The organism is Pseudomonas sp. X4 (assembly GCF_040784925.1).
Classification (GTDB): domain Bacteria; phylum Pseudomonadota; class Gammaproteobacteria; order Pseudomonadales; family Pseudomonadaceae; genus Aquipseudomonas; species Aquipseudomonas putida_Z.
The window spans coordinates 106,922-122,231 of the sequence record NZ_CP160798.1 but is presented as its reverse complement, the minus strand read 5'-3'; the positions used below and the strand labels follow the sequence as shown (position 1 = coordinate 122,231).

Sequence of the window (15,310 nt, the reverse complement as noted above, 5' to 3'; positions counted from 1 at the left end):
CTATCGTGCGGTGGGGGAGGGGAGAGGGCAGCATGGCGCGGGTGAAAAGCAGGGTCAATCTCTTTGGCTTCTTCGCGGGCGCGCCCGTTCCCACAGGCCATGTGCAGGCCCTGAAGCCTGCGGGGGTACCTGTGGGAGCGGGCAAGCCCGCGAAGAGGCCGGTACAGGCGATGAAAATAGGCAATTTCCTACACATTCATGAGACAGCAGGCACCATCCGCTACATTTGCTGTCACACCTGTGCAAAAACACAGCATAAGCCTTTGTCACAAAAGAAAATGCATGCTCAAATTGCAGCTATATGAAAGTCGCCCCCGGCCATACCCCCATCTGGCGTGCCGCCATGGCGGCTGGCGGGCAGTAATGTTAAAAGTAGTGGTTCATTGGCCGCACCGTCGGCCGATCACTATTGGACGCGCAGCACGCGCAGGAATAGACGCGTTTTGAAGAAATCCACCGCAACTCCAGCTCCCTTGCCCGTCCCCCTATGGCGGCAGCAGCTGCATTATCGCCTCAAGGAAGGTGCGTTGATCGCTGTCGGCGCCCTGTGCCTGTACCTGTGGATGGCGCTGCTGACCTACGATACGTCGGACCCGGGCTTCAGCCACACCAGCAACGTCGACCAGGTGCAGAACGCCGCCGGGCGTGCTGGTGCCTACTTCGCCGACATCCTGTTCATGGTGCTGGGGTACTTCGCCTACATCTTCCCGCTGCTGCTGGCGATAAAGACCTGGCAGATCTTCCGCGAACGCCACCAGCCCTGGGACTGGAGCGGCTGGCTGTTCTCCTGGCGGCTCATCGGCCTGGTGTTCCTGGTGCTGTCTGGTGCGGCGCTGGCACATATCCATTTCCACCCGCCTGCGAGCATGCCGTTCTCCGCCGGTGGTGCGCTGGGCGAGAGCCTGGGCGACCTGGCGCGCAACCTGCTGAACGTGCAGGGCAGCACGCTGATGTTCATTGCCCTGTTCCTGTTCGGCCTGACCGTGTTCACCGACCTGTCGTGGTTCAAGGTGATGGACCTGACCGGCAAGATCACCCTCGACCTGTTCGAGCTGGTGCAGGGCGCCGCCAACCGTTGGTGGGAAGCACGCAACGAACGCAAGCGCCTGGAGGCGCAGCTGCGCGAGGATGAACCGGTGGTCAAGGCCGCGCCAATGGCCGCCGACAAGCGCGAACCGGCCAAGCCGGCGCTGCGCGAGCGCATCTTCAAGCGTGAAGAAGCACCTGCCCAACCGGTCGAGCCACGTGAGCCAACCCTGTCGCGCGAGCCTGTGGTGCCACGCGAGTCGCCGGCACCACGTGAGCCGGTAATCTCCCGCGAACCACCTGCCGCGGCCCCGATGATCGTGCCGCCGACACCCGCCAGGGCGCCGGAGCCGAGCAAGCGGGTGATGAAGGAGAAGCAGGCTCCGCTGTTCGTCGACAGCGCGGTGGAAGGTACTTTGCCGTCGATCTCCATCCTCGACCCGGCCGAACAGAAGAAGATCGAGTACTCGCCGGAATCTCTGGCCGGTGTCGGCCAGTTGCTGGAAATCAAACTCAAGGAATTCGGCGTGGAAGTGGCGGTGGACTCGATCCACCCGGGCCCGGTGATTACCCGTTACGAAATCCAGCCGGCCGCCGGCGTGAAGGTCAGCCGTATCGCCAACCTGGCCAAGGACCTGGCGCGTTCGCTGGCAGTGACCAGTGTGCGTGTGGTCGAGGTCATCCCCGGCAAGACCACCGTGGGTATCGAGATCCCCAACGAGAACCGGCAGATGGTGCGTTTCTCCGAAGTGCTGGCCACGCCGCAGTACGACGAGCAGAAATCGCCGGTCACCCTGGCCCTGGGCCACGACATCGGCGGCAAGCCGGTGATCACCGACCTGGCCAAGATGCCGCACCTGCTGGTGGCCGGTACCACCGGTTCCGGTAAGTCGGTGGGTGTGAACGCGATGATCCTGTCGATCCTGTTCAAGTCCAGCCCGGAAGACGCGCGGCTGATCATGATCGACCCGAAAATGCTCGAACTGTCGATCTACGAGGGCATCCCGCACCTGCTGTGCCCGGTGGTCACCGACATGAAGGACGCCGCCAACGCCCTGCGCTGGAGCGTGGCCGAGATGGAGCGGCGCTACAAGCTGATGGCGGCCATGGGTGTGCGTAACCTGGCCGGCTTCAACCGCAAGATCAAGGACGCCCAGGACGCCGGCGAGATCATCCATGACCCGCTGTACCGCCGCGAGAGCATGGACGACGAGCCGCCTGCGCTGAAAACCCTGCCGACCATCGTGGTGGTGGTCGACGAATTCGCCGACATGATGATGATCGTCGGCAAGAAGGTCGAAGAGCTGATCGCCCGTATCGCCCAGAAGGCACGTGCGGCCGGTATCCACCTGATCCTCGCTACCCAGCGCCCGTCGGTGGACGTGATTACCGGCCTGATCAAGGCCAACATCCCGACCCGCATGGCATTCCAGGTGTCGAGCAAGATCGACTCGCGGACCATCATCGACCAGGGTGGTGCCGAGCAGCTGCTGGGCCACGGTGACATGCTGTACATGCCGCCGGGCACCAGCCTGCCGATTCGTGTGCACGGCGCGTTCGTCTCCGACGACGAGGTGCACCGCGTGGTGGAAGCGTGGAAGCTGCGCGGCGCCCCGGACTACAACGACGACATCCTCAACGGCGTCGAGGAGGCCGGCAGCGGCTTCGAAGGCGGCGGCGGTGGTGGCGATGGCGAAGATTCGGAAAGCGACGCCCTGTATGATGAGGCCGTGCAGTTCGTGCTGGAAAGCCGCCGCGCGTCCATCTCGGCCGTGCAGCGCAAACTGAAGATCGGCTACAACCGCGCCGCCCGCATGATCGAAGCCATGGAAATGGCCGGCGTGGTCACCCCCATGAACAGCAACGGCTCCCGGGAAGTAATAGCCCCGGGCGGCCCGCGCGACTGACGAACACCTTGCCGGGCGCCAACGGTGGTGCCCGGCCTTTTCAATGCTCGATGAGGACTCCCATGCGCGCGATTCGCATGCTGTTGGTTTCTGCCCTGGCCGCGGCTTCTGTGTCGGCCACCGTATCGGCTTTTGCCGGTGAGCAAGACGTACAACGCCTGACCCAATTGCTGGAAAAGTCGCAGACCATCGAGGCCAACTTTTCCCAGCTGACCCTGGACGCCGGCGGCACCAGCCTGCAGGAAACCTCCGGCAAGATGACCGTCAAGCGCCCGGGCCTGTTCTACTGGCACACCGATGCGCCGCAGGAGCAGGTGGTGGTATCCGACGGCAAGAACGTCACCCTGTGGGACCCGGACCTGGAGCAGGCGACCATCAAGAAGCTCGACCAGCGCCTGAACCAGACCCCGGCGCTGCTGCTGTCTGGTGACGTGTCGAAGATCAGCCAGAGCTTCGACATCAGCTCGAAGGAGCAGGGCGAAGTGATGGACTTCACCCTCAAGCCGAAGACCAAGGACACCCTGTTCGACTCGCTGCGTGTGTCGTTCCGCAAGGGCCTGATCAACGACATGCAGCTGATCGACAGCGTCGGCCAGCGCACCAACATCCTGTTCAATGGCGTGAAAGCCAACCAGGCGGTGCCGGACAGCAAGTTCAAGTTCGACATCCCCAAAGGCGCGGACGTCATCAAGGAGTAACCAGAGCTCGCCATGGACCTGTTTCGAAGCGAACCCGTCGCCCAGCCCCTGGCCGCTCGCCTGCGCCCGTCCAACCTGGACGAGTACGTCGGCCAGGAGCACCTGCTGGCGCGCGGCAAGCCGCTGCGCGAGGCGCTGGAGCAGGGTGCGCTGCACTCGATGATCTTCTGGGGGCCGCCAGGGGTGGGCAAGACCACCCTCGCGCGGCTGCTGGCGCAGTTCTGCGACGCGCACTTCGAAACGGTGTCGGCGGTACTGGCCGGGGTGAAGGAGATTCGCCAGGCGGTCGAAGTGGCCAAGCAGCAGGCTGGCCAGTACGGCCGCCGTACCATCCTGTTCGTCGACGAAGTGCACCGCTTCAACAAGTCGCAGCAGGATGCCTTCCTGCCCTATGTGGAAGACGGCACCCTGCTGTTCATTGGCGCCACCACCGAAAATCCGTCGTTCGAGCTGAACAACGCATTGCTGTCGCGGGCGCGGGTGTATGTGCTCAAGAGCCTGGACGAGGCGGCGCTGCGCAAGCTGGTCAACCGCGCGCTGACTGAAGAGCGCGGCCTGGGCAAGCGCAACCTGCGGGTTGGTGACGACGCCTTCAAGATGCTGATGGCTGCCGCCGATGGCGATGGCCGGCGCATGCTCAACTTCCTGGAAAATGCGTCGGACCTGGCTGAAGACGGCAGCGAGATCGACGTCGAGATGCTGCAGAGCCTGCTCGGCGACAGCCGCCGCCGCTTCGACAAGGGTGGCGAGGCGTTCTACGACCAGATTTCCGCACTGCACAAGTCGGTGCGCGGCTCCAACCCCGATGGTGCCCTGTACTGGTTCGCGCGCATGCTCGACGGCGGCTGCGACCCGCTGTACATCGCCCGCCGCGTGGTGCGCATGGCCAGCGAGGACATCGGCAACGCCGACCCGCGCGCGCTCAGCCTGTGCCTGGCGGCCTGGGATGTGCAAGAGCGCCTGGGCAGCCCCGAGGGCGAACTGGCAGTGGCCCAGGCCATCACCTACCTCGCCTGCGCACCGAAGAGCAACGCGGTGTACATGGGCTTCAAGACCGCCCTGCGCGAGGCCGCCGAGCACGGTTCGCTGGAAGTGCCGCTGCACCTGCGCAACGCCCCGACCAAGCTGATGAAGCAACTGGGCTATGGCGACGAGTACCGCTATGCCCACGATGAACCCGACGCCTATGCCGCCGGCGAAGACTACTTCCCCGAGGAGCTCGAGCCGCGCCAGTACTACCAGCCGGTGCCTCGTGGCCTGGAACTGAAGATTGGCGAGAAGCTGCGCCACTTGGCCGACCTTGATCGCAACAGCCCCCGCCAGCGGAGAAAACCGTGATTGCACTGATTGCCGCCGTCAGCGCTGGCGGTATTGCCGGTACCTTGTTGCGCTTTGCTACCACCAACTGGGTGGCTGCCCACTGGCCACGGCACTTCTATCTCGGTACGCTGGCGGTCAACCTGATTGGCTGCCTGCTGATCGGCCTGCTCTATGGCCTGTTCCTGCACAAGCCGATCGTGCCGGTCGAGCTGCGCGCCGGGCTGATCGTCGGCTTCCTCGGTGGCCTGACGACTTTTTCCTCCTTTTCGCTGGATACCGTACGCCTGCTGGAAAGCGGGCAAGTGCCGCTGGCTCTGGGCTATACCGGTATCAGCGTGGTGGGCGGGCTGCTCGCGACCTGGGCCGGCCTGTCCCTGACCCGATTCTGAACCAACACCTACACATAACGAGAGAACGATATGCTCGATTCCAAACTGTTACGCGGCCAACTTCAGGAAGTGGCGGATCGCCTGGCCTCCCGTGGCTTCAGCCTGGATGTCGCGCGCATCGAATCACTGGAAGAGCGCCGCAAGGCTGTGCAGACCCGCACCGAGCAGCTGCAGGCCGAGCGTAATGCCCGTTCCAAGTCCATCGGCCAGGCCAAGGCCAAGGGCGAAGACATTGCGCCGCTGATGGCCGACGTCGAGCGCATGGCCAACGAACTGGCTGCCGGCAAGACCGAGCTGGACGGCATTCAGGCCGAACTGGATGGCATCCTGCTGACCATCCCCAACCTGCCGGACGCCAGCGTACCGGTCGGTGCCAGCGAAGACGACAACGTCGAAGTGCGCCGTTGGGGCACGCCGAAGGCTTTCGACTTCGAAATCAAGGACCACGTCGCCCTTGGCGAAGTCAGCGGTGGCCTGGACTTCGAAGCCGCCGCCAAGCTGTCTGGCGCACGTTTTGCCGTGTTGCGCGGCCCGATCGCCCGCCTGCACCGCGCCCTGGCGCAGTTCATGATCAACCTGCACACCGGCGAGCACGGCTACGAGGAGCACTACACCCCGTACTTGGTCCAGGCCCCGGCCCTGCAGGGCACCGGCCAGCTGCCGAAGTTCGAGGAAGACCTGTTCAAGATCAGCCGCGAAGGTGAGGCCGACTTCTACCTGATCCCGACCGCCGAAGTGTCGCTGACCAACCTGGTGGCCGGTGAAATCCTCGACGCCAAGCAGCTGCCACTGAAGCTGGTTGCCCACACCCCTTGCTTCCGTAGCGAAGCTGGTGCTTCCGGCCGTGACACCCGCGGCATGATCCGCCAGCACCAGTTCGACAAGGTCGAGATGGTGCAGGTGGTCGAGCCGTCCAAGTCGATGGAAGCCCTGGAAGGCCTGACTGCCAACGCCGAGCGCGTGCTGCAGCTGCTGGAGCTGCCGTACCGCGTGCTGGCCCTGTGCACCGGCGACATGGGCTTTGGTGCGGTGAAGACCTACGACCTGGAAGTGTGGGTACCAAGCCAGGACAAGTACCGCGAAATCAGCTCGTGCTCCAACTGCGGTGACTTCCAGGCGCGCCGCATGCAGGCCCGCTGGCGCAACCCGGAAACCGGCAAGCCAGAGCTGGTGCACACCCTCAACGGTTCCGGCCTGGCCGTAGGCCGTACCCTGGTTGCCGTGCTGGAAAACTACCAGCAGGCCGACGGTTCGATCCGTGTGCCGGAAGTGCTGAAGCCTTACATGGGTGGCGTCGAGGTTATCCGCTAAATGGATTACCTGCCGCTGTTCCACAAGCTGCAGGGCGGCCGCGTGCTGGTCGTTGGCGGCGGTGAGATCGCCTTGCGCAAGGCGCGCCTGCTGGCCGATGCTGGCGCCGCGCTGCGCGTGGTGGCACCGGATGTCGACGGCCAGTTGGCCGCGCTGGCCCGGGAAGGTGGCGGCGAGGTGCTGGTGCGCGGCTATCAGGCAGCCGACCTGGTCGGTTGCCGGCTGGTGATCGCGGCCACCGACGACCCCGGGCTCAATGCCCAGGTGTCGGCGGATGCGCAGGCCCTCAGCCTGCCGGTCAACGTGGTGGATGCGCCGGCCCTGTGCACGGTGATCTTCCCGGCGATCGTCGACCGTTCGCCGTTGGTGGTCGCGGTGTCCAGTGGCGGTGATGCCCCGGTACTGGCGCGTTTGATTCGCGCCAAGCTGGAGGCCTGGATCCCGTCCGCCTATGGCGAGCTGGCCGGCTTGGCCGCGCGCTTCCGCGACAAGGTCAAGGCCTTGTACCCGGATGTCAACCAGCGCCGTGGCTTCTGGGAAACCGTGTTTCAGGGGCCGATTGCCGAGCGCCAGCTGGCCGGGCAGGGCGCCGAGGCCGAGCGCCTGTTGCAGGCGATGGTCGACGGTGCGCCGGTGCAGCAGGGCGGTGAGGTGTACTTGGTGGGGGCGGGCCCGGGCGATCCGGACTTGCTGACCTTCCGTGCCTTGCGCCTGATGCAGCAGGCTGACGTGGTGCTGTATGACCGCCTGGTGGCACCGGCGATCATCGAGATGTGCCGCCGCGATGCCGAGCGTATCTACGTGGGCAAGCGTCGCGCCGACCATGCCGTGCCTCAGGACCAGATCAACCGCCTGCTGGTCGACCTGGCCCGACAGGGCAAGCGTGTGCTGCGCCTGAAGGGCGGCGACCCGTTCATCTTCGGCCGGGGCGGCGAAGAGATCGAAGAACTGGCCGAGCATGGCATCCCGTTCCAGGTGGTGCCGGGCATTACCGCGGCTAGTGGGTGTTCCGCCTATGGTGGAATTCCGCTGACTCACCGCGACTATGCCCAGTCAGTACGTTTCGTGACCGGGCACCTGAAGGATGGCACCAGCAACCTGCCTTGGCATGACCTGGTGGCGCCGGCACAGACCCTGGTGTTCTACATGGGCTTGGTGGGCTTGCCGACCATCTGCGCCGAGCTGATTCGCCATGGCCGCGCGGCCAGTACCCCGGCGGCGCTGGTGCAGCAGGGGACTACGCGTAATCAGCGGGTGTTCACCGGCACCTTGGCGGACTTGCCGGACCTGGTGGCCCAGCATGAAGTGCATGCGCCAACCCTGGTGATTGTCGGGGAAGTGGTGCAGTTGCGTGACAAGCTGGCCTGGTTCGAAGGTTCGCAGAACAGCTGAAATCGTTGGGGCCGCTTTGCGGCCCATCGCGACACAAGGCCGCTCCTACAGGAGATAGCGATCCCCTGTAGGAGCGGCCTTGTGTCGCGATGGGCTGCAAAGCAGCCCCTGCAATCTCAAGCCTGCCAAATCCCCTTGCCTGGCAACCGCTCCCGATCATGCGGCAGGTTGAAGTCCTGCAGCGGCCCCTTGGGCACGATCCCGTTCGGGTTGATGGTCTTGTGGCTCATGTAGTAGTGCTTCTGGATATGCTCCATGTCCACTGTGCCCGCCACCCCCGGCCACTGGTACAGTTCACGCAGCCAGTTCGACAGGTTGTGATAATCGCTCAGGCGGCGCAGGTTGCACTTGAAGTGCCCGTGGTACACCGCATCGAAGCGCACCAGGGTGGTGAACAGGCGCACATCGGCCTCGGTCAGGTATTCCCCGGCCAGGTAGCGGTTGCGGCTCAGCAAGTCTTCCAGATAGTCCAGTTCGTTGAACACTTCGTCAAACGCAGCCTCGTAGGCTTCCTGCGTAGTGGCGAAGCCTGCGCGATACACGCCGTTGTTCACCGCCGGGTAGATGCGCTCGTTCAGCGCCTCGATGGTCGGGCGCAGCGGCTCTGGGTACAGGTCCAGTGTATTGCCGGTCAGTTCGTTGAACGCGCTGTTGAAGATGCGGATGATCTCCGACGACTCGTTGTTGACGATGCGTTTCTCTTTCTTGTCCCACAGCACCGGTACAGTCACGCGGCCAGTGTAGTGCGGGTCATCCTGGGTGTAGCGCTGGTGCAGGTACTGCAGCGCGTCGAGGTGGTCACCGCTGGAGCCTTGCTGCTGGTCGAAAGTCCAGCCATGGTCCTGCATCAGCCAGCTGACCACCGACACGTCGATCAACGGCTCCAGCCCCTTGAGGGCACGGAAGATCAGGGTGCGGTGTGCCCATGGGCAGGCCAGCGAGACGTACAGGTGGTAACGGCCAGCTTCGGGAGCGGGCAGCTGATTTCGGCGTTGGGCGTTTTCGCGTTTGAACGTGCCGTCCTTGCCGTTTTCATACCACTGGTCATGCCAGCGGCCGTCGATCAAAAGGCCCATGGTGAGCTCCTCGGAACAAAGTTGTTTGTCGTTGGAGCCCAGTCTAGGGGAAAACGTTCGAATAACTAGCGCAAAGACTGCACTCTTACTATCTAGTTATTCGATTGGTTGCGTGCGCCCCAGTAACCACGTGCCGTGGCGAAAGCCTGCTCACGGTCTTGGCCTAGGCCGCGCAGGGCCAGGGCGATGGTCGCGACCACGGCCATTTCACCGTAGCTATCCTCGGCCTCGCCACGCCAGACCGCCAGCAATTGCTCGGGCTGCAGGCTTGGCGGCTTCACGTGGCGGCGTTCGCTCAGCGCTGGCCACTCCTCGTCCCAGGCTTCGCCGGCGGTGGTGCCGTACAGATGGCTGATGACATCGGGGTTGACCTCGATCTCGCCGCCATCACCCTTGATTACCACCGCATGGTCGCCCAGCAGGCGGCTGGCCTCGCGGTGCACCGCCTGGTAACCGGGGTGGAAGATGCTCTGCAGGCCACAACGCGCAGCCAGCGGGTTGAGCACCCGGGCCAGCGAGTGGATGGGCGAACGCAGGCCCAGGGTGTTGCGCAGGTCGATCATGCGCTGCAACTGCGGGGCCCAGTCCTGCAGCGGGAAGAAGGCCAGGCGCTGCTGGTCCAGGGCCCGGCTGACCGCAGCCCAGTCACGGCACAGTGGAATTTCCAGCAGGGACAGCAGTTGCTCGGTGTACATGCGCCCGGCGGTATGCGCACCGCCACCGTGCATCAGGATGCGCACGCCATTGTTGGCCAGGCATTTGGCAGCCAGCAGGTACCAGGGCAGGTGGCGTTTCTTGCCGGCGTAGGTGGGCCAGTCCAGGTCAACGGCGATGCGCGGCGCCTGCAAGTGGGCGCGCAGGGCCTCGGTGAAGCCGGCCAGTTCTTCGGCGCTTTCTTCCTTGTGCCGCAGCAGCATGAGAAAGGCACCGAGCTGGGCATCTTCGACCTTGCCTTCCAGCAGCAGGGTCATGGCCGTGCGGGCCTCTTCACGGGTCAGGCCACGCGCGCCGCGCTTGCCTTTGCCAAGAATGCGCACGAACTCGGCGAACGGGTGTTCGGCAGGGGTTTCCAGGGTAAGCGGGCGAGGTTCTGTCATATGCAGTTGGTCGGCTTGGGCAGGCCCGCCAGCTTGGCGGCCAGTTTGGCGGGAGTGCCGTTGAACAGGCGGTTGAGGTGCGGGCTGTTGCCCTTGTCCGGGCCCAGTTTGAGGGCCGTGTACTTGATCAGCGGGCGCGTGGCCGGGGACAGCTGGTATTCCTGATAGAACTGGCGCAGCAGTTCGAGGATTTCCCAGTGGTCCGCTGTCAACGGGATGCCCTCGCGCGCGGCCAAAGCCTCGGCGGCGGCATGCGACCAGTCTTGCAGGTCGACCAGGAAGCCGTCCTTGTCCAGGGCGATCGCCTGATCGCCAACGTTGAGGGTATTCATAGCCAGCTGTTGACCTTGTCGTAATGCAGCGACAGTTCGACGAACCCGGCGTAGTCCACGGCCTTGGCCAGCTCGTTGCCGACCGCGCGGGCCTGCACGTCTTCTTCCAGAGCGAACAGGCGCTGGGCCAGGCCGGCGGCTTGCAGCTGGCGGTGCGGTTCGCTGCCGCTGCACAGGGCATATACAGCATCGCCGCACAGCAGCAGGGCATCGTCGGCACCGAGCAGGCGCAGGCAGCTGGCCAGGCGCTCGTCGCCAAACGGGGAGTGGGCAATAACATGCAGGGTCGTCATCAGAGCGTTACCACCTGGTCGAAACGGGCGATCAGTGCGGTCAGGGCCGCGTCGTCCAGCATTTGCACCGGCAGCGCCAGAGTGTCGGCTGCCAGGCCGCGGCGATTGAGGCTGTGGCTGCAGGCGAACAGTTCTTCGACGCCGAACATTGGCAGTGCCTGCAAGTTGGCGGCCAGGTTCTTCTGTTGCACGGCGGTGGGCTGCTGGTCCGCAGCGAGCTGGAACACGCCGTCATCGAGGAACAGCATGCCCAGCGGCAGATCGAACGCGCCGCCAGCCAGGGCGATGTCCAGTGCTTCACGGGCCGATGGGCCGTTCCACGGCGCCTGGCGGCTGATGATCAACAAGGATTTGGCCATTTCAGTCGCCTCCGAAGCAGACAAGGCGATCGGCAACTTGCGCCGCCTCATGCAGCTGGCCAAGCCCCGACAGCTCCCAAGGCTTGGGCAGGTTAACGGCCGGGCGCTGGTAGCGGTTGGCCTCGGCCTCGTCGAGCACGCCACGGCGCAGGGCGGCGGCGATGCACACCACTGCGTCCAGCTGGTTGGCTGCAATAAAGGCGCGCCATTGGCCGGCAACATCCAGCTCGTCCTGGGGGGCGACCACGTTGGCCGAGGCACTGTGTACCCCGTCCTGGTAGAAGAACAGCCGGGCAATCTCATGCCCGCCGGCCAGCACCGCCTCTGCGTAGCGCAGGGCGCGCCGCGAGGAGGGCGCATGGGCCGGGGAGAACACCGCGATAGCGAATTTCATGGATAACTCATGCAAAAGGAATGGTGCCATGATAAAGCAAAAAAGCCCGCGCCCGCTTGTGCATGGCGGGGCGGGCTTTTTGTCTTGCACCAGGCCGGCGCTATCCATGTAGGGGCAACTGCCTTGTGTTGTCTGTACTGGCCTCATCGCTGGCAAGCCAGGCTCCTACAGGGACTGCGCATGGCTTCAGATCAATGCGGTCGAGGTGGGAGCTGGCTTGCCTGCGATGGGCTGCGCAGCAGCCCCGTGGCCCTGACAGTCGGACACCAGGCTCAAGCCTGTTCCTTGCTCTCTGGCAAGAACCAGTTCAACACCAGGGCACAGATACCCCCAGTAGCCACGCCCGACTCCAGCACATTGCGAATCGCCGCAGGCATGTGCGCCAGGAACTCCGGCACCTGCGCCACACCCAGGCCCAGGGCCAGGGATACAGCGATGATCAGCAGGGCGCGACGGTCCAGGCGAGTGCTGGCCAGGATATTGATCCCCGAAGCCGCAACCGCCCCGAACATGACCATGGCCGCACCACCCAGCACCGGTTCCGGCACCGCCTGGATCACCCCGGCAACGCTCGGGAACAGCCCCAGCAGCACCAGCATCACGGCAATCCACATACCGATATGGCGGCTGGCGATCCCGGTCAGCTGAATCACGCCATTGTTCTGGGCAAAGATTGAGCTCGGGAAGGTGTTGAACAAGCCGGCCAGCAGCGAGTTGGCCCCGTTCACCAGTACACCGCCCTTGATCCGCTGCATCCACACCGGCCCTTCGACCGGCTGGCGCGACACCTTGCTGGTGGCGGTGACGTCACCGATGGCTTCCAGCGAAGTTACCAGGTAGATCACCAGCATCGGGATGAACAGTGCCCAGGAGAAGCCCAGGCCGAAGTGCAGCGGCGTCGGCACCTGGAACAGCGCGGCTTCGTGCATGCCGGTGAAATCCAGGCGGCCCAGGTAACCGGCCAGCGCATAGCCGACCGCCAGGGCGATAACGATGGCGCAGCTGCGCATCCACACCACCGGGATGCGGTTGAGGATGACGATGATCGCCAGCACCACGCCCGACAGCAGCAGGTTCTCGCCATTGGCGAAGGTGCCATTGGCCATGGCGCCGAAGCCACCACCCATGCTGATCAGGCCGACCTTGATCAGGGTCAGGCCGATCATCAGCACCACGATGCCGGTGACCAGCGGGGTAATCAGGCGTTTGACGAAGGGCAGGATGCGCGACACGCCCATCTCGACGAACGAGCCGGCGATTACCACACCAAAGATGGCCGCCATCACGCCTTCTACCGGCGTACCTTGCTTGACCATCAGCGCCCCGCCGGCAATCAGCGGGCCGACGAAGTTGAAGCTGGTGCCCTGGACGATCAGCAGCCCGGCACCGAACGGCCCGAAGCGCTTGCACTGGACGAAGGTGGCGATACCCGAGATGACCAGCGACATGGAGACGATCAGGTTGGTATCACGTGCAGAAACCCCCAGCGCCTGGCAAATCAGCAGGCCAGGGGTGACGATCGGCACGATGATCGCCAACAGATGCTGCAGTGCTGCCAGCAGGCCGATCAACAGCCGTGGCTTGTCCTCAAGACCAAGCACCAGTTCATTGGCAGGCGCCGCCGCGCCTGGGCTGTGTTCGTGTGAGCTCATTGCGAAAAGCTGCCCCGGAAGAAAAAAGGAGCGCATTCTACGGGGTGATGGCGAAATGGGGTAGAGAAAAGCACGATGGCGGCATGATCGGCGACCATTCGCCTGATTATCTGACTTTATGGTCAATTATTGGTGCTGTTTGTTCAAGCCTGAAACCTGCGCGGACCCTGTGGGAGCGGGTTCACCCGCGAAGAAACCAACGCGGTGCCTGGCACCGGCTGCGCCGGTGTTCGCGGGTGAACCCGCTCCCACAAAAAAGCCCGCCGAAGCGGGCTTCTCTTGCAGCAATCAATCAGTCATCACGACCCATGATGCCAAACAGTTGCAGCAGGCTGACAAACAGGTTGTAGATCGACACATACAGGCTGATGGTCGCCATGATGTAGTTACGCTCGCCACCGTGAATGATCGCGCTGGTCTGGAACAGGATGCAGACCGACGAGAACAGCACGAAGCCAGCGCTGATCGCCAGTTGCAGGCCGCTGATCTGGAAGAAGAAGCTGGCCACTACAGCACCCAGCAGGACAAAGAAGCCCGCAGTGATGAAGCCGCTGAGGAAGCTCATGTCCTTGCGGGTAATCAGCACATAAGCCGACAGACCACCGAACACCAAGGCAGTCATGGCAAATGCCGAGCTGACCACTTCGGCGCCACCGGCCATGCCCAGGTAGCGGTTGAGGATAGGGCCGAGGATAAAGCCCATGAAGCCGGTGAGGGCGAAGGTGGACACCAGGCCCCAGGCCGAATCACGCAGTTTGTTGGTAAGGAAGAACAGCCCGTAGAAGCCGATCAGCACCACGAACACGTTCGGGTAGCCGACGCGCATCTGCTGGGCCACGAAGGCCATGACACCGCTGAAGGCGAGGGTGAGCGCCAGCAGACTGTACGTGTTGCGCAGGACCTTGCTGATCTCCTGCTGCTCGACCTGCTGGCCGTGGTGTACGGCGTAATCCTGTTCGCGCATGGCGACACTCCTTGGTAAACCTGTGGTTTTCAGACGTTCAGATGCTAGGAGTCTATCAGAGCTCCCGCAACCCGCGACACAGAGAGTTTGACAGCTTGTTTCATTACGGTATTATGGCGGCCGCAAAACGAGCTGGAAGCGTGGCCGAGTGGTTTAAGGCAACGGTCTTGAAAACCGTCGATGGGCAACTATCCTAGAGTTCGAATCTCTACGCTTCCGCCATCATTCCTCATTAAAGCCCTGATTATTCAGGGCTTTTTTGTTTTTTGGGCCTTGCCCCTTCACCCGGGAGCAAGCCCCTGGCCTCTCTCGCGAGGCAGATGGACGAGCACTGTGAATCGGGCTGAGCGCTCAATCAGCGTTCCAATTGCAGAACGGTTCAGGCCTATGAGCTTGCCGCTTGTTCACGTTTGAGGGCCTCTCGTGCCTGAATCTAGAGAGCCTGACAAATTGCTCCCTCACAGAGCGGCATAAACTTATCGTCCGGAAAATCGATCGGTAGACGGTTGATAATCTATTCGGGTGACCAGTCGTTGACGCATTTACGATAACTATGCGCGCCAGTTCCCGCTGGATTGTTAAGGGGTTTCGTAAACGACGGCGAGCAGTTCTACGCGCGACAATATTTTGTGCTCGGAGCAAGCCAATATCTTGTCGGGCCGCGAATGTTAAATCTCTTCTCTGGATGCAGCGGACTCGCAAGATGCTGGGGAACAAGCACCCGATGTAAAAAGTTGCAGGTCTGTCGGCTTACCTGAACAGGCATGAAGCTGTTTCAAAACCTGACACTTTGGGCAGGCTTCGGGCTGCCCCGGAGGGAACTAGGACAAACGGGATAGAGGAAACGAGTGACGCTCGCATTTATCTTTCTCTATAGCCGCTGGTACCAATGTTTCAGATTGCGAGTAGGGTGGCTGTAGCTTGCAGGTAGAAGCAAAAAATATCTTCTTTAATATCGAAATGTCATTAGGCCATTATTTGTTTTGTTGTTTATTATTGGGTAACTGATATCAATAGCGGTGTTATATAAAGGTTGAATCACGAAGCCTGATAGTTGGCGTCAAAAAATAAACACTAATAAAAATAAACCATCCTTGTAG

15 protein-coding genes, 1 tRNA gene and 1 pseudogene are annotated in these 15,310 nt (G+C 62.9%); 8 read left to right on the top strand and 9 right to left on the bottom strand.

The window, feature by feature from the left end:
- The first annotated feature begins 32 nt into the window (after positions 1–32).
- From ABX298_RS00610 to cysG, 7 genes are all read left to right on the top strand, one after another.
- A complete protein-coding gene (locus ABX298_RS00610; protein WP_367393925.1) occupies positions 33–305 on the top strand; it encodes a hypothetical protein in 273 nt (90 codons plus the stop codon).
- Positions 306–443: 138 nt separating this feature from the next.
- Positions 444–2,933 carry a DNA translocase FtsK 4TM domain-containing protein gene (locus ABX298_RS00605; protein WP_367393924.1) on the top strand — a complete coding sequence of 830 codons (2,490 nt, stop codon included), beginning with the start codon at positions 444–446 and terminating at the stop codon, positions 2,931–2,933.
- Positions 2,934–2,995: 62 nt separating this feature from the next.
- Positions 2,996–3,631 carry an outer membrane lipoprotein chaperone LolA gene (lolA, locus tag ABX298_RS00600; RefSeq protein WP_003258873.1) on the top strand — a complete coding sequence of 212 codons (636 nt, stop codon included), beginning with the start codon at positions 2,996–2,998 and terminating at the stop codon, positions 3,629–3,631.
- Between the two features lie 12 nt (positions 3,632–3,643).
- Positions 3,644–4,969 (top strand): replication-associated recombination protein A, encoded by a 1,326-nt coding sequence (locus ABX298_RS00595; RefSeq protein ID WP_013973284.1) that lies wholly within the window; start codon positions 3,644–3,646, stop codon positions 4,967–4,969.
- On the top strand, positions 4,966–5,340 hold the full coding sequence (gene crcB / locus ABX298_RS00590) for a fluoride efflux transporter CrcB (RefSeq protein ID WP_075045642.1): 375 nt from the start codon (positions 4,966–4,968) through the stop codon (positions 5,338–5,340). The genes ABX298_RS00595 and crcB overlap by 4 nt, the downstream gene beginning before the upstream one ends.
- Positions 5,341–5,370: 30 nt before the next feature.
- Positions 5,371–6,651: a serine--tRNA ligase gene (gene serS / locus ABX298_RS00585; RefSeq protein ID WP_025339770.1), complete on the top strand. Its 1,281-nt coding sequence runs from the start codon at positions 5,371–5,373 to the stop codon at positions 6,649–6,651.
- Positions 6,652–8,043, top strand: a complete 1,392-nt coding sequence (gene cysG, locus ABX298_RS00580; RefSeq protein ID WP_013973282.1) for a siroheme synthase CysG — start codon at positions 6,652–6,654, stop codon at positions 8,041–8,043.
- 116 nt (positions 8,044–8,159) lie between these two features.
- Here cysG and ABX298_RS00575 read toward each other — a convergent pair whose 3' ends face one another.
- The 8 genes from ABX298_RS00575 to ABX298_RS00540 form a co-directional block, all read right to left on the bottom strand.
- Positions 8,160–9,119: a glutathione S-transferase family protein gene (locus ABX298_RS00575; RefSeq protein ID WP_367244579.1), complete on the bottom strand. Its 960-nt coding sequence runs from the start codon at positions 9,117–9,119 to the stop codon at positions 8,160–8,162.
- Between the two features lie 92 nt (positions 9,120–9,211).
- Complete coding sequence (locus tag ABX298_RS00570) at positions 9,212–10,216, bottom strand: glycosyl transferase family protein (protein WP_085614912.1); 1,005 nt, start codon at positions 10,214–10,216, stop codon at positions 9,212–9,214.
- On the bottom strand, positions 10,213–10,548 hold the full coding sequence (locus ABX298_RS00565) for a TusE/DsrC/DsvC family sulfur relay protein (RefSeq protein WP_025339766.1): 336 nt from the start codon (positions 10,546–10,548) through the stop codon (positions 10,213–10,215). Before ABX298_RS00565 ends, ABX298_RS00570 begins: the two co-directional genes overlap by 4 nt.
- Positions 10,545–10,841: a sulfurtransferase complex subunit TusB gene (gene tusB / locus ABX298_RS00560; protein WP_286100167.1), complete on the bottom strand. Its 297-nt coding sequence runs from the start codon at positions 10,839–10,841 to the stop codon at positions 10,545–10,547. Before tusB ends, ABX298_RS00565 begins: the two co-directional genes overlap by 4 nt.
- Positions 10,841–11,200 carry a sulfurtransferase complex subunit TusC gene (gene tusC / locus ABX298_RS00555; protein WP_286100166.1) on the bottom strand — a complete coding sequence of 120 codons (360 nt, stop codon included), beginning with the start codon at positions 11,198–11,200 and terminating at the stop codon, positions 10,841–10,843. The genes tusB and tusC overlap by 1 nt, the downstream gene beginning before the upstream one ends.
- A gap of 1 nt (position 11,201) precedes the next feature.
- Positions 11,202–11,594 carry a sulfurtransferase complex subunit TusD gene (gene tusD / locus ABX298_RS00550; protein ID WP_013973276.1) on the bottom strand — a complete coding sequence of 131 codons (393 nt, stop codon included), beginning with the start codon at positions 11,592–11,594 and terminating at the stop codon, positions 11,202–11,204.
- Between the two features lie 272 nt (positions 11,595–11,866).
- Positions 11,867–13,246, bottom strand: a complete 1,380-nt coding sequence (locus ABX298_RS00545; RefSeq protein WP_013973275.1) for a nucleobase:cation symporter-2 family protein — start codon at positions 13,244–13,246, stop codon at positions 11,867–11,869.
- A 292-nt stretch (positions 13,247–13,538) separates the two neighbouring features.
- Complete coding sequence (locus ABX298_RS00540) at positions 13,539–14,210, bottom strand: Bax inhibitor-1/YccA family protein (RefSeq protein ID WP_003251184.1); 672 nt, start codon at positions 14,208–14,210, stop codon at positions 13,539–13,541.
- Between the two features lie 134 nt (positions 14,211–14,344).
- On the opposite strand from ABX298_RS00540, the gene ABX298_RS00535 reads away from it, so the two are divergent.
- Positions 14,345–14,432, top strand: a tRNA-Ser gene (locus tag ABX298_RS00535).
- 65 nt (positions 14,433–14,497) lie between these two features.
- Here ABX298_RS00535 and ABX298_RS00530 read toward each other — a convergent pair.
- A pseudogene (locus tag ABX298_RS00530) lies at positions 14,498–14,888 on the bottom strand (hypothetical protein); the annotation flags it as partial.
- Positions 14,889–15,310: the final 422 nt, after the last annotated feature.